We start from the raw sequence: 14,864 nt of genomic DNA on the forward strand, positions 1-14,864 counted from the left end.
CGGAAATTAACCCGCGAGACGCTGGTATTCTTTGGCAATTTCACTCGCCAGAATGGCGTTGTTGAACACCAGCTGGATGTTGGATTTCAGGCTGTCACCGCCGGTCAGTTCAGCAACACGCGCCAGCAAGAACGGCGTACTTTCTTTACCAATAACACCCTGCGCTTCAGCTTCAGCTACCGCCTGATCGATCGCCGCATTGATAGTGTGTTCCGGCATAGCAAACTGTTCCGGGATCGGGTTCGCTACCACGAGGCCACCGTTCAGCCCGCTTTGCCATTTCACCGCCATCGCGCGGGCAATTTCTGTGGCACTGTCGAGACGAATGCTGACGTCAAACGGGCTGGTCCGGCAGAAAAACGCAGGCAGCGCTTTGGTCTGATAGCCAATTAGCGGTACACCGAAAGTTTCTAAATATTCGGTAGTTAAGCCTAAATCGAGAATAGATTTCGCCCCGGCACAAACTACGGTGACATTGGTGTGCGCCAGTTCTTGCAAATCGGCAGAAATATCGAAGGTATGTTCCGCCCCGCGATGTACGCCACCAATTCCCCCGGTGGCAAATACTTTAATTCCGGCAAGCGCCGCAATAATCATCGTTGAAGCAACGGTGGTTGCGCCATTTTTTCCGGCGGCAACAACAAAAGGTAAATCGCGACGGCTAACTTTGGTTACGTTATGTCCTTCACGACCCAGCAATTCAATTTCTTCTTTGCTTAAGCCCACTTTCATGACGCCACCAATAATGGCGATAGTGGCAGGTACAGCGCCCTGTTTACGAATAGTTTCTTCTACTTCAATTGCCGTCTGGGCATTTTGTGGAAACGGCATACCGTGAGAGATAATGGTCGATTCCAGCGCAACTACTGGTTTTTTGCTTTTTAAAGCATCCTGAACTTCCGGGGAAATTTGTAATAATTCAGGGGAAATGTTTAATTCAGACATTCTGCGTTCTCCACTAACGATATAACGTTGGCAATCGATAAATTGGGGTTATTGGTGTATTCACAGGAGAGCGCCATTGACGAACATCCCTGTGCAAAACGAACAGATTCGGCAAACGGCATTCCGTCGACCCAACACGAAGCAAGACCTGCCATCATGGCATCGCCCGCTCCGGTAACATTAATGACATTGGTTTTAATCGGTGCAGACCAGCCGTTTTCACTGCCTATTTCACTGTAGTAAACGCCGTCGCCGCCCATACTCAGTACCAGGCGGTTCAGGCCATGTTGATGGAACCAGGCGGCAACTTTTGCGACATCTTCACGCCCTGACAACGCAATCCCGCTCAGGGTTTCTGCTTCAAGGCGGTTTGGCTTCAGGGTGTGGATCTGACTTAGACGGTCGCGCACTTTGACACATTTCCATGCCGAAACTGGATCGACAAATACAGGTACGTCGGCGGCATTATCCAGAATCCAGACCAACGCCTCTTCACTGATATTACAGTCAGCGACAATGACCTTTGCTCCCTGGATAAATTCACGGTGCTGTGCGAGATATTCCGCAGAAATACAGTTACTAATATTCATGTCATTTATAGCAACCAACATTTCACCGGTATTATCGAGCAATGATAAATAGCTCGACGTATTTTCCCCTGGCACAATCAGGCATTTCTCGACATAAACACCGGATTGATTGGTTTGCGTCAGGAGCGATTGACCATAAAAATCACTACCTACAGCGCTAAGTAGCCAGACTTTGTTCCCCAGCAATGCCAGATTTTGCGCGATATTGCGCCCTACTCCACCAGGTGTAAATTTTATTTTCCCTGGATTTGAATCCGCATAATTCAATGATTCATGTGAATATCCGGCGACATCAATATTCGCCGAACCTATAATTACGACATATTCCTTTTCGCGCATAGCACGTCCCCTGGTAAAAAATTACCAACTCTGTCAATCCACAAGAATATAGGTACTGCAAATAACGTTTAAACATGTGTTCGTATTTAAACATGTGCTCATAGTATGCATGTTTTACTTAAAGTAAATTGCCGCCAGATGAGCAAAATGGGCAGATTTGAACAGGCTCACAAAACGCTATTAAATGCATGGATTAAAAAAACGGAGAATTTGTGACGGGATGCACAGAACGGAAGCAATAAAAAAGGGCAGAAATTAATCTGCCCTTGAGAAAATAAGGTTAATGTTTGATGAAGATTTCAGGTTTCAACTTAAAGATAAAATAGATAAATTCATAGAGTTACCCTCAAGAACGGGTCAATCACCTTGCGATCTTCACATGATACAGGGCAGGAAATTTCTGCCCTGTAACACACCTTTTATTACGCTGCTTTCGCTACCGCGTCCACTTCCGGACGTTTCAGGAAGGCATAAGCCAAACCCGCCACCAGCGTACCGGCAATAATTGCCACCAGGTAACCCAGTACCGGCGTAATTGCGCCCGGGATCAGCAGAACAAACAGACCACCGTGCGGTGCCATCAGTTTCGCACCAATCGCCATAGAGATTGCACCAGTCAACGCTCCACCAACGATACAGCACGGCAGCACACGCATCGGATCACGGGCAGCAAACGGAATTGCACCTTCGGAAATAAAGCACAGTCCCAGAACCAGAGCTGCTTTGCCGCCTTCCTGCTGCGCTTTGTCGAATTTGCGACGCGCCACCATCGTTGCCAGCCCCATTGCCAGCGGTGGCACCATACCTGCCGCCATAATCGCTGCCATTGGGCCATAGGTTTGGGTACTCAGCAGACCCACACCGAACGCGTATGCCGCTTTGTTAACCGGGCCGCCCATGTCAGTACACATCATGCCGCCAAGGATCGCGCCCAGCAGAACAGCATTCGCAGTCCCCATCGTTTGCAGCCAGTGAGTCAGAGCTTCGAGGATGCCAGCAACCGGTTTACCGATCAGGTAGATCATCGCCAGACCAACCACCAGACTGGAAATCAGCGGAATGATCAGGATCGGTTTCAGCGCCTCCATACTCTGCGGCAGTTTCAATTGCGTACTGATTAACTTCGCAATGTAACCAGCCAGGAAGCCCGCAATAATACCGCCAATGAAACCAGAACCGGTGCTGACCGCCAGCATACCGCCAATCAGGCCAGGCGTGAGGCCCGGACGGTCGGCAATAGAGAAGGCAATATAACCTGCCAGTACCGGCACCATCAGCGCAAAGGCTGAACCGCCACCAATCTGCATCAGCGCCGCTGCCAACGTACCCGGCTCTTTAAACGCTTCGATACCAAAAGCAAAAGAAAGCGCGATACACAGACCACCTGCAACGACCATCGGCAGCATGTAAGAGACGCCCGTCAGCAAGTGACGATACGCGCCTGTACTCTCTTTCTTGCCTTCAGTCGCCGCCGTTTGAGCTTTGCCTGCTGGTTCGTAAGGCGTCGCTTCAGCAACGGCTTTATCCAGTTCCTGCGCGGTTTTCTTCAGCGCCAGACCGGTAGAGGTGCGATACATCGGTTTACCAGCAAATTTCGCCAGATCGACTTCAATATCTGCCGCCACAATCACCAGATCCGCCGCAGCCACTTCTTCAGGGGTGATGGCATTACCCGCGCCAACAGAGCCACGAGTTTCAACTTTCACCCACCAGCCACGTTTTTTCGCTTCGGTTTCAATGGCTTCTGCCGCCATAAAAGTGTGCGCCACCCCGGTCGGGCAAGCAGTCACCGCAACTACGCGTTTCGGACCACTGGCAGCAACCGGTGCTGTCGCAGCGACCGGCGCAGTGTAAGGTTTCGCATGGCCTTTGGCTTCACTCAGGAACAGCTCAGGGTGCGCAACTGCCCGGGAAATATCGCCCAGCCAGACATTTTTACCGTTCAGCGCGCTGTCGTTCGGGATGGAATCACCGAGAACAATCGCCATTTCAGCGTCGTTCGGATTGTCGATGATTTCCAGTTTTGCTTTTCGCGCCGCCGCGCCCAGCAGGGTCTTCGCCATATAGGCGCGTGCCTGACCGAGATTAGCGTCAATAATCAGCAGCGTTTTCATTATGCCTCTCCTGCTGTCAGTTAAAAGGTTGTAAGTCGACGCGCGCCATCATTGCGGCCAACTGCGGACGATCGGTAATACCCACATTGCTTTGACTTACCGCCAGGGCAGCAACAGCTGTCGCCAGACGCAGAGTGTGTTCACTGGATTCACGCATCAGCAAGCCATAAATCAGGCCACCAACCATAGAATCCCCTGCGCCAACGGTGCTTACGACATCGACTGACGGTGGTTTGGCGATCCATTCGCCGGAAGCATTAACCCAAAGCGCGCCTTCGGCACCCAGTGAAATAACGACATGCGCGATACCTTGTTCACGCAGCGCATGCGCAGCTTCAATCACATCTTTCATTTCAGGCAGTTTACGGCCAGCCCAGATTTCCAGCTCGCGGCGGTTAGGTTTCACCAGCCACGGTGCCGCTTTCAAACCTGCCACTAACGCTTCACGACTACTATCAAAGATAATGCAAGGACACTGACTACGCAGGCGAGTCATCCAGTCGGTGAAGGCTTCCGGGCTGACGCCTGATGGTAAACTGCCGCTGACACAGACCATATCGAACTGACCAAGCCAACTCAGAGAATCCGTCACAAAGCGTTCCCAGTCGGCTGGAGTGACTTCAAAACCCGAGAAGTTGAGGTCGGTCACTTCGCCGTCTTTTTCCGTCAACTTGACATTAATACGGGTGCGCCCCTGTACAACCTGGAAACGGTTGGCAATGCCCAGCTCGCTGAACAATTGCTGAAACCCATCCTGGTTATCTTTACCGAGGAAGCCGCCAACAGTGACATCAATACCCAGATCTTTCAGAACTTTGGCAACGTTGATACCTTTACCCGCCGCATGCAGACCGGTGGTTTTTACCAGGTTCACTTCGCCGCGTTCAATTTCCGGGCAGAAACCAACAAGGTCATAAGCCGGATTAAGGGTGATCGTAGCAACACGTCTGCTCATTACGCGCCCTCCCCAAGACCTGCGGCGATGGCGTCGCCAATGGCGTTCAGCGCCTGTTCAGCATCTGGTCCCTGGGCGGTAAAGCGTAGGCGATGACCTTTCTTAACGCCAAGTGCTACAACTTTCATCAGACTACGTCCGTTTGCCGGTTTGCCGGTGCCATCAAGGTTTGTCACGGTAATATCACTGTTAAATTGTTTAATGGTATTGACCAACATGGTGCCTGGACGGGCATGCAGGCCGTGTTCATTGCGCACCACAAACTCCGCGCTTAACACGTCGTCGGTCGGCGCATCATCGCTGGTCAGCAGTGCCAGCAGCGTTGCCGCATCTGCTTTCAGCAAGCGGTCAGCTTTATTGTCGAGCAGCAAATCGGCGAGACGCTTAAGAACCGCGACGGGCTGATCGTCATTCATCGCCACACTCACCAGCATGGCAGCCGTTTCGCCGTCCACATCAAAAGCATTTGCCGCACGGCTTACCGCAATCGCGCTACGCAGATTACCTTCGGCGCTATCGCTCAGCCAGATGCCTTGCCCGAGATTTAATGGCTGCTCGTTGATGGCTTTGGTGACGAAGGTAGCGTCAACTGCGCCCGCTTCTTTCAGACGAGCGGCGTTTAACGCTTGCAGGGTCAGCAAATCACTGGCAACGATATCCAGTGTCAGCATTTCGTTATCAAGCTTCAGCTGCTCACTCTGCTTTTCGCCCATCAGCAATGCGCGAAGTTCTTCTGCTGTTGTTGCTGACTTCAGTTGTTCAGCAACGGAATCATCGCTCAGTACATGGGTTAGTTGGCGCAGCAAGCCCAGATGTTCATCGGAGCTGGCGGCAATACCGATAGCCACGTACGCGACTTGACCTTCACCCCATGTCACACCTTCCGGGAACTGAAATACCTGAACACCGGTTTTCAGTACCTGATCGCGGGTGTCGGTAGTACCGTGTGGAATAGCAATCCCGTTGCCGAGAAAGGTTGAGGTTTGCTGTTCGCGCGCCAGCATGCCATTGACGTAGCCTTCCGCTACATTACCGGCTTGCACCAGCGCCGCGGCGACCTTGCGAATAGCCTCTTCTTTGTCTCCGGCCTTCTCGCCCGGATGGATGTCCTGTACGGATAACTGGAACATAGTTCTCCTCTCTTGCTGAATTGAAACGATTCAGCCTCTATGAGAAAAAAAGCGCCAACCTGGCTTAGGATTAAAGACAAGATCGCGCTGAAACGTTTCAATCAAGAATAATACTTCTTCTTCAGCACGCAAGGGAAGCCGCTAAATTATGTCCAAAAGTTTGATGTGCTGCACATTTTTTTGCCAAAAATCTGAAATGCTGACAGTGAAATTAACCATCAGCATTAGCATTTCGGCGGCGTCAGCTGAGGATCAGCAAGAGTGAAATGCCATTTTGATTATTCGTAGCGAGTTTGATTTCACTGACTGTTTATTTTCTGACAGGCAGCGTAAACTCCGCGTCTTCATCTTTCACTGATCGACCAGCATGCATAACTCCCCCGCAGTTTCCAGCGCGAAATCGTTTGACCTGACGTCAGCGGCGTTTTTAATTGTTGCCTTTCTCACCGGTATTGCAGGCGCCCTGCAAACCCCGACGCTAAGTATTTTCCTCACTGATGAAGTGCACGCGCGCCCGGCGATGGTGGGATTCTTCTTTACCGGCAGCGCCGTTATCGGAATTCTGGTCAGTCAGTTTCTCGCCGGACGCTCTGATAAACGCGGCGATCGTAAATCGCTGATTGTCTTTTGCTGCCTGTTAGGCATGCTGGCCTGTACCCTTTTTGCCTGGAATCGCAACTACTTTGTTTTGTTATTCGTCGGCGTTTTTTTAAGCAGCTTTGGTTCTACCGCCAACCCGCAAATGTTTGCTCTTGCTCGTGAACATGCCGACAAAACCGGGCGTGAAGCGGTGATGTTCAGCTCTTTTTTACGCGCCCAGGTATCGTTAGCGTGGGTCATTGGCCCGCCGCTGGCGTATGCCTTAGCGATGGGATTCAGCTTTACGGTAATGTATCTCAGCGCGGCCGTGGCGTTTATTGTCTGCGGTGTGATGGTGTGGTTGTTTTTACCGTCGATGCAAAAAGAGGTGCCGCAAGCAACTGGCACGGTTGAAGCGCCTCGCCGTAATCGTCGCGATACACTGCTGTTGTTTGTGATTTGTACATTGATGTGGGGCTCGAACAGTCTGTATATCATCAACATGCCACTGTTTATTATCAACGAACTGCATCTTCCTGAGAAACTGGCGGGCGTGATGATGGGGACCGCAGCCGGGCTGGAAATTCCGACCATGTTGATTGCCGGATATTTTGCCAAACGTCTGGGTAAGCGCTTCTTAATGCGCGTTGCCGCCGTAGGTGGCATCTGTTTTTACGCAGGTATGCTGATGGCACATTCACCTGCCATTCTGTTGGGCTTACAGCTGCTGAATGCTATTTTTATCGGCATTCTGGGCGGTATCGGGATGCTCTATTTCCAGGACCTGATGCCCGGTCAGGCAGGTTCAGCCACCACGCTCTATACCAATACGTCGCGCGTGGGCTGGATCATCGCTGGTTCAGTGGCGGGCATCGTCGCCGAGATCTGGAATTATCACGCGGTGTTCTGGTTTGCGATGGTGATGGTTATCGCCACCCTGTTTTGCTTGCTGCGGATTAAAGATGTTTAAGGCGCGGTCAACATTTCCAGATCGATAAGCCAGGTCATGGCCTGCTGACGCGTGTTACCGCACATTTCAGCACTGGCCTGCAAGCCTGCGCAAACTTTCGGCCGCAGTGGAGATGTGAAAATTTTACAGCGTTGCTGTTCATCAAGCTGAATGCAGGGCGTATTGGCGGGCTTGCCATCTGGCATACCGGGAATAGGACTGGAGATTGAGGGGGCGGTGCAACACGCCCCGCAACCCGGACGGCATTCCATACGTTGTTCTCTTAAGGTTAACCACCGGATTGAGGAGCGCGCACATTACCACCTTTTTGGCACCAGCAAAAGTGCGAATACCACTTGCCTGAAAGGCCCGTCGCGAGTAGTTTGTCGCGATATTTTTGACATTTTCGACAACAGGAATTTTTCGATGCCAAGAGCGAACGAAATTAAAAAAGGTATGGTACTGAATTACAACGGCAAACTGCTGCTGGTTAAGGACATTGATATTCAGTCGCCTACCGCCCGCGGTGCCGCTACGCTGTACAAAATGCGTTTTTCAGACGTCCGTACCGGACTGAAAGTGGAAGAACGCTTTAAAGGCGATGATATCGTTGATACCGTGACGCTGACCCGCCGCTACGTTGACTTCTCCTACGTCGATGGCAACGAATATGTCTTTATGGATAAAGAAGACTATACCCCGTATACCTTCACCAAAGATCAGATTGAAGAAGAACTGCTGTTTATGCCGGAAGGCGGCATGCCAGACATGCAGGTTCTTACCTGGGACGGTCAACTGCTGGCGCTTGAACTGCCGCAGACCGTTGATCTGGAAATCGTTGAAACCGCTCCTGGCATCAAAGGCGCTTCTGCCAGTGCCCGTAACAAACCGGCGACCTTAAGCACCGGCCTGGTGATTCAGGTACCAGAATACTTAAGCCCGGGCGAAAAAATTCGTATCCATATCGAAGAACGCCGTTATATGGGGCGTGCAGACTAACTTCAGCCACATTCAGAAAAGGGACAGCTCAGACTGTCCCTTTTTAATTTATTATACCAATCCTTCATTTTGCGCCTCCTGAACACCTTTCGCCTGCAATATTCACTTGTAAATTGATCGTCCTCACACTTCATCGCATTAACAATCCAGACCAATTTCAATTGCTGTCATATAACTTTACACTAGCATTGTTAATCAATCGTTACTAAGACGTGACTTCTATGAACACAATTGCCTCCACTACGTTCCCGCCTCACATTCACACTCCACGTTACGATCGCCAGCAATTGAAATCCCGTATCGTTCATTTTGGCTTTGGAGCCTTTCACCGCGCACATCAGGCGTTACTGACCGACCGTGTGCTGAATGCCCAGAGCAGCGATTGGGGGATCTGTGAAATCAGTTTGTTCAGCGGCGATCGGCTAATGAGCCAACTTCGCGAACAGGATCATTTATATACCGTGTTGGAGAAAGGCGCAGACGGCAATCAGGCGATTATTGTCGGGGCCGTTCATGAATGCCTGAATGCAAAACTGGATTCCTTAGCGGCGATTATTGAGAAGTTTTGCGAACCGCAGGTGGCAATTGTGTCCCTGACCATTACCGAAAAAGGTTATTGTATCGACCCGGCCACCGGTGCGCTTGATACCAATAATTCGCGGATTATTCATGACTTACAAAGCCCGGAAGAACCTCACTCCGCGCCAGGCATTCTTGTCGAAGCGCTGAAACGCCGTCGTGAACGTGGCCTTGCGCCGTTTACCGTACTTTCCTGCGATAATATTCCCGACAATGGTCATGTGGTGAAAAATGCGGTGCTGGGGATGGCTGAAAAACGCTCTCCAGAACTTGCCGAGTGGATAAAAGAACACGTCAGCTTTCCGGGAACCATGGTCGACCGCATTGTCCCGGCAGCAACGGAAGAATCACTGGCAGAAATTAGCCAATATCTGGGCGTGAATGATCCCTGTGCAATTAGCTGCGAGCCGTTTATCCAATGGGTGGTAGAAGATAACTTCGTCGCAGGGCGCCCAGCCTGGGAAATCGCAGGTGTACAAATGGTGGATGATGTCCTGCCGTGGGAAGAGATGAAACTGCGCATGCTTAATGGCAGCCACTCTTTTCTCGCTTATCTGGGCTACCTGGCTGGATTCGCCCATATTAGTGATTGCATGCAGGACCGCGCATTTCGCCATGCCGCCAGAACATTAATGCTGGATGAGCAAGCGCCAACGCTACGGATTAAAGATGTCGATTTAACATACTATGCGGATACGTTAATTGAACGTTTTGCCAATCCAGCGCTGAAACATAAGACCTGGCAAATCGCGATGGATGGCAGTCAAAAATTACCGCAACGCATGTTGGCAGGGATTCGCATCCATCTGGCTCGCGAAACAAACTGGCCGTTACTGGCATTAGGCGTCGCAGGTTGGATGCGCTATGTGAGCGGCGTAGATGATGCCGGAAAAGCTATCGATGTCCGCGATCCGCTTTACGATAAAATTCACAACCTCGTTGCGGGCAGTAGCAGTGAACAACGCGTCACCGCCCTGCTTTCTTTGCGTGAAGTATTCGGTGATGACCTACCAGATAACCCGCATTTTGTGCAGGCCATCGAACAAGCCTGGCAACAAATCGCGCAGTTCGGCGCGCATCAGGCGCTATTAAACACCCTCAAAATTTAACGATTTCTGCGGTTAAAGCGGATGGAGCATCGCTTCGTCCGCCCTCTCTCTTCTCTTTTCCGCCTTTTTTAGCCAGGATTAACGCACAGTTAACTCATCTGATTATTGCGGAGCCGTTGTGACCAGGACCAACCTCATCACCGGTTTTCTCGGCAGCGGGAAAACAACCTCTATTCTTCATCTGCTAGCCCACAAAGATCCCAACGAAAAATGGGCGGTTCTGGTTAATGAATTTGGGGAAGTCGGAATTGATGGTGCTTTGCTCGCCGATAGCGGCGCATTGCTGAAAGAGATCCCCGGCGGCTGCATGTGCTGCGTTAATGGTTTACCCATGCAGGTAGGGTTGAATACCTTATTGCGCCAGGGAAAACCAGACCGCTTGCTGATAGAGCCGACCGGACTGGGTCATCCGAAACAGATCCTCGATCTGTTAACCGCGCCGGTCTATGAACCGTGGATCGATCTGCGCGCCACGTTGTGCATTCTCGATCCGCGCCTCCTGCTGGACGAAAAAAGCGTCGGTAATGAAAACTTCCGTGATCAACTGGCTGCCGCAGACATCATTGTCGCCAATAAATCCGACCGTGCTACGCCAGAAAGCGAGCAAGCGTTACAACGCTGGTGGCAACAAAACGGTGGCGAACGGCAATTAATTCACAGCGATCATGGGCAAATTGAGGGGCATCTTCTCGATTTACCTCGTCGAAATTTAACTGAGTTGCCCGCCAGCGCTGCCCATTCGCATCAACATAACGAGAAAAAAGGATTAGCGGCATTAAGCCTGCCAGAGCATCAACGCTGGCGTCGCAGTCTGAATAGCGGACAAGGACACCAGGCCTGCGGTTGGATATTCGACGCTGATACCGTGTTCGACACCATTGGCATTCTGGAATGGGCGCGACTTGCGCCGGTCGGACGCGTAAAAGGCGTGATGCGGATACCAGAAGGTCTTGTGCGCATCAACCGTCAGGGCGATGACCTGCACATTGAAACGCAAAACGTTGCACCACCAGATAGCCGCATTGAGCTGATTTCCAGCAGCGAAACTGACTGGAACGCCTTACAGAGCGCGCTGTTGAAGCTTCGTTTAGCGACCAACGCGTAAGGTTGCCTGCGTTTTTCAGTAAGATAATTAGAGAAAATATGATCAAAAATTTGCCGCAAATAGTGCTGTTAAATATTGTCGGCCTCGCGCTGTTTCTTTCCTGGTACATTCCCGTCAATCATGGATTCTGGTTGCCGATTGACGCGGATATTTTTTATTTTTTTAATCAGAAACTGGTCGAAAGCAAGACTCTTTTATGGCTGGTTGCGTTGACTAATAATCGCGCCTTCGACGGTTGTTCACTGCTGGCAATGGGAATACTGATGCTGAGTTTCTGGCTGAAAGAAAACGCACCCGGCAGACGGCGTATTGTGATTATTGGTCTGGTCATGCTGTTAACCGCAGTGGTATTAAACCAGTTGGGCCAGGCATTTATTCCGGTAAAACGGGCCAGTCCGACATTGACCTTTACAGATATTAACCGCGTCAGCGAACTGCTATCAGTTCCAACGAAAGATGCCTCACGAGATAGTTTTCCCGGCGATCATGGCATGATGCTGCTTATTTTTTCCGCTTTTATGTGGCGATATTTCGGAAAAGTCGCAGGAGTAATCGCCCTTATTATATTTGTGGTTTTTGCATTTCCCAGAGTGATGATTGGCGCACATTGGTTTACCGATATCATTGTCGGTTCCATGACGGTGATATTGATTGGGTTGCCCTGGTGGCTAATGACACCTTTAAGTGATCAATTAATCGCCTTTTTTGACAAATCACTGCCTGGAAAAAATAAACATTCATAAAACAAATAACTCACAGTAATTAACATCATCAGGTTTATTTTCATAGTAGGGATAATCCTGATGATGTGCGACTTTGCTCTCGTTCATTAAGTGAAATGATCATTCTCTAAGCAAATGAATGGATTGCGCGTCTTTTAGACAACAGTGCTTTAATTGACCAATCCCGTTTATTAACTTTCTGTATCACTTTTTCTTATAAAAAATCATGTAAAACCGCTCGCCAAGACCGCGTCAATCGGGTAATCTCGAACACGTTTTGCCTCGGCGGTAGATTATCCTCACAGCATATAATTTTGTGCGTTAGTCCACAGATTTGGCCTTAAGGAATTGTTTCAACGTGCCCAGGTAATTAGTCTCGTGTCGCTTGGCATTTTTTTATAACGATATTTGTCGTTAAGGACTTCAAGGGAAAACAAACAACATGGTCAAATCTCAACCGATTCTGAGATATATCTTGCGCGGGATTCCCGCGATTGCAGTAGCGGTTCTGCTTTCTGCATGTAGTGCAAATAACACCGCAAAGAATATGCATCCTGAGACACGTGCAGTGGGTAGTGAAACATCATCACTGCAAGCTTCTCAGGATGAATTTGAAAATCTGGTTCGTAATGTCGACGTAAAATCGCGAATTATGGATCAGTATGCTGACTGGAAAGGCGTACGTTATCGTCTGGGTGGCAGCACTAAAAAAGGTATCGATTGTTCTGGTTTCGTACAGCGTACATTCCGCGAACAATTTGGCTTAGAACTTCCTCGTTCAACTTATGAACAGCAGGAAATGGGCAAGTCAGTTTCCCGCAGTAATTTGCGTACAGGTGACTTAGTTCTGTTCCGTGCTGGTTCAACTGGACGCCATGTCGGTATTTATATCGGCAACAATCAGTTCGTTCATGCTTCCACCAGCAGTGGTGTTATTATTTCCAGCATGAATGAGCCGTACTGGAAAAAGCGTTACAACGAAGCACGTCGGGTTCTTAGCCGCAGCTAATAAACCGTTTGGATGCAATCCCTTGGCTATCCTGACGAGTTAACTGAAGGCACTGCTTAAGCAGTGCTTTTTTGTTTTCATTCATCATAGAAAATGATGTTTCCGTGCCTTGAACCAGGCTATAGTCCCGTCATTCTCTTCCACTTCAGCGTTGTCGTAATCTCGGGAATATTAACGGAACCATGTTCATACGCGCTCCCTCTTCCGGACGTAAGATCCTGCTTACCTGCATTATTGCGGGCGTGATGATTGCAATACTGGTCAGCTGTCTTCAGTTTTTGGTTGCCTGGCATAAACACGAAGTCAAATACGACACACTGATTACCGACGTACAAAAGTATCTCGATACCTACTTCGCCGACCTGAAATTAACCACTGACCGCCTACAGCCGCTCACCTTAGATACCTGTCAGCAGGCTAACCCTGAACTAACTGCCCGCGCGGCGTTTAGCATGAATGTTCGCACATTTGTGCTGGTGAAGGATAAAAAGAGCTTTTGTTCATCAGCGACGGGAGAAATGGATATACCGCTCAATGAGTTGATCCCGGCGCTCGATATTAACAAAGACGTCGATATGGCGATGTTGCCAGGCACGCCAATGGTGCCCAACAAACCCGCTATCGTCATCTGGTATCGCAACCCTTTATTGAAAAATAGCGGCGTTTTTGCAGCATTAAACCTGCACCTGACGCCATATCTTCTCTATAGCTCTCGTCAGCAAGATTTCGACGGGATCGCACTCATTATTGGCGATACCGTGCTTTCGACATTTTCGTCGCATTTGATGAACGTCCGTGAGTTATCCGGCAAACCCGTACGCGAAACCAAAATAACAGGCATTCCGCTGACTGTGCGTCTTTATGCTGATGACTGGACATGGAACGATGTGTGGTATGCGTTTTTACTGGGCGGTATGAGTGGAACGGTCGTTGGCCTGCTCTGCTATTACCTGATGAGTGTGCGCATGCGCCCTGGCAGAGAAATTATGGCTGCTATCAAACGTGAGCAATTTTACCTGGTGTATCAACCGGTGGTTGATACACCAACGCTGCGGGTCACGGGCCTGGAAGTGCTGCTACGCTGGCGTCATCCTGTTGCAGGTGAAATCCCGCCGGATGCCTTCATTCAATATGCCGAATCGCAAAAGATGATCGTGCCGCTGACCCAGCATCTGTTTGAGCTTATAGCCCGTGATGCGGTTGAATTACAAAACGTACTGCCGGTGGGCATAAAGTTTGGCATTAATATCGCACCGGAACATCTGCACAGCGAGAGCTTTAAAGCGGATATACATCGGCTGCTCGCCTCCCTACCCGCGCACCATTTCCAGATTGTACTGGAGATAACCGAGCGCGATATGCTGAAAGAGCATGAGGCCACAAAACTGTTCGCCTGGCTGCACTCTGTCGGCGTGGAAATTGCTATTGATGACTTCGGCACCGGACACAGTGCGCTTATCTATCTGGAACGCTTCACGCTCGAGTATCTGAAAATTGACCGTGGGTTTATCAATGCTATAGGTACGGAAACGGTCACATCTCCGGTGCTTGACGCGGTGCTCACGCTGGCGAAACGTCTCAATATGCTGACGGTTGCTGAAGGTGTCGAAACACCGGAACAGGCGCGCTGGCTACGTGAGCGCGGTGTTAATTTCCTGCAAGGCTATTGGATTAGCCGTCCCTTACCGATAGATGATTTTGTCCGCTGGCTGGAGAAACCGCATACGCCGCAGTGGTAAG

Annotated in this window: 13 protein-coding genes; 7 read left to right on the forward strand and 6 right to left on the reverse strand. The window is 50.1% G+C overall.

What is annotated here, in order from left to right; genetic code table 11:
* Nucleotides 1-6: 6 nt before the first annotated feature.
* The 5 genes from psuG to fruB form a co-directional block, all read right to left on the reverse strand.
* Nucleotides 7-945, reverse strand: coding sequence for a pseudouridine-5'-phosphate glycosidase (gene psuG, locus FEK46_RS10335; RefSeq protein ID WP_130217118.1), 939 nt, complete (start codon nt 943-945; stop codon nt 7-9).
* The gene (locus FEK46_RS10340) at nt 933-1,874 is read right to left on the reverse strand and encodes a pseudouridine kinase (RefSeq protein WP_130207090.1); all 942 of its coding nucleotides are present in this window, start codon (nt 1,872-1,874) and stop codon (nt 933-935) included. Before FEK46_RS10340 ends, psuG begins: the two co-directional genes overlap by 13 nt.
* A 422-nt stretch (nt 1,875-2,296) precedes the next feature.
* On the reverse strand, nt 2,297-3,988 hold the full coding sequence (gene fruA / locus FEK46_RS10345) for a PTS fructose transporter subunit IIBC (RefSeq protein ID WP_130207092.1): 1,692 nt from the start codon (nt 3,986-3,988) through the stop codon (nt 2,297-2,299).
* Nucleotides 3,989-4,004: 16 nt separating this feature from the next.
* Complete coding sequence (fruK, locus tag FEK46_RS10350; protein ID WP_000091270.1) at nt 4,005-4,943, reverse strand: 1-phosphofructokinase; 939 nt, start codon at nt 4,941-4,943, stop codon at nt 4,005-4,007.
* Entirely contained in the window at nt 4,943-6,073 is a 1,131-nt protein-coding gene (gene fruB, locus FEK46_RS10355) for a fused PTS fructose transporter subunit IIA/HPr protein (protein WP_130207094.1), read from the reverse strand. Before fruB ends, fruK begins: the two co-directional genes overlap by 1 nt.
* A 367-nt stretch (nt 6,074-6,440) precedes the next feature.
* Here fruB and setB point away from each other — a divergent pair, with 367 nt between their 5' ends.
* Nucleotides 6,441-7,622 (forward strand): sugar efflux transporter SetB, encoded by a 1,182-nt coding sequence (gene setB, locus FEK46_RS10360; RefSeq protein ID WP_130207096.1) that lies wholly within the window; start codon nt 6,441-6,443, stop codon nt 7,620-7,622.
* Here setB and FEK46_RS10365 read toward each other — a convergent pair.
* Nucleotides 7,619-7,873 (reverse strand): YkgJ family cysteine cluster protein, encoded by a 255-nt coding sequence (locus tag FEK46_RS10365; protein WP_064526801.1) that lies wholly within the window; start codon nt 7,871-7,873, stop codon nt 7,619-7,621. The two genes, setB and FEK46_RS10365, sit on opposite strands and share 4 nt — an antisense overlap.
* Nucleotides 7,874-8,027: 154 nt before the next feature.
* Here FEK46_RS10365 and yeiP point away from each other — a divergent pair, with 154 nt between their 5' ends.
* From yeiP to FEK46_RS10395, 6 genes are all read left to right on the forward strand, one after another.
* Nucleotides 8,028-8,600 carry an elongation factor P-like protein YeiP gene (gene yeiP / locus FEK46_RS10370; protein ID WP_001136827.1) on the forward strand — a complete coding sequence of 191 codons (573 nt, stop codon included), beginning with the start codon at nt 8,028-8,030 and terminating at the stop codon, nt 8,598-8,600.
* Between the two features lie 221 nt (nt 8,601-8,821).
* A complete protein-coding gene (locus tag FEK46_RS10375) occupies nt 8,822-10,288 on the forward strand; it encodes a mannitol dehydrogenase family protein (RefSeq protein WP_135559377.1) in 1,467 nt (488 codons plus the stop codon).
* Between the two features lie 118 nt (nt 10,289-10,406).
* Nucleotides 10,407-11,393, forward strand: a complete 987-nt coding sequence (gene yeiR / locus FEK46_RS10380) for a zinc-binding GTPase YeiR (RefSeq protein WP_130260504.1) — start codon at nt 10,407-10,409, stop codon at nt 11,391-11,393.
* A 38-nt stretch (nt 11,394-11,431) separates the two neighbouring features.
* Entirely contained in the window at nt 11,432-12,136 is a 705-nt protein-coding gene (lpxT, locus tag FEK46_RS10385; RefSeq protein ID WP_130207102.1) for a Kdo(2)-lipid A phosphotransferase, read from the forward strand.
* Between the two features lie 421 nt (nt 12,137-12,557).
* A complete protein-coding gene (gene mepS / locus FEK46_RS10390) occupies nt 12,558-13,124 on the forward strand; it encodes a bifunctional murein DD-endopeptidase/murein LD-carboxypeptidase (protein ID WP_000241011.1) in 567 nt (188 codons plus the stop codon).
* Nucleotides 13,125-13,306: 182 nt separating this feature from the next.
* Nucleotides 13,307-14,863, forward strand: coding sequence for a cyclic di-GMP phosphodiesterase (locus tag FEK46_RS10395; RefSeq protein ID WP_135559376.1), 1,557 nt, complete (start codon nt 13,307-13,309; stop codon nt 14,861-14,863).
* Nucleotide 14,864 lies beyond the last annotated feature (1 nt).

The sequence above is a fragment of the Escherichia sp. E4736 genome (genome assembly GCF_005781225.1).
Lineage (GTDB): Bacteria > Pseudomonadota > Gammaproteobacteria > Enterobacterales > Enterobacteriaceae > Escherichia.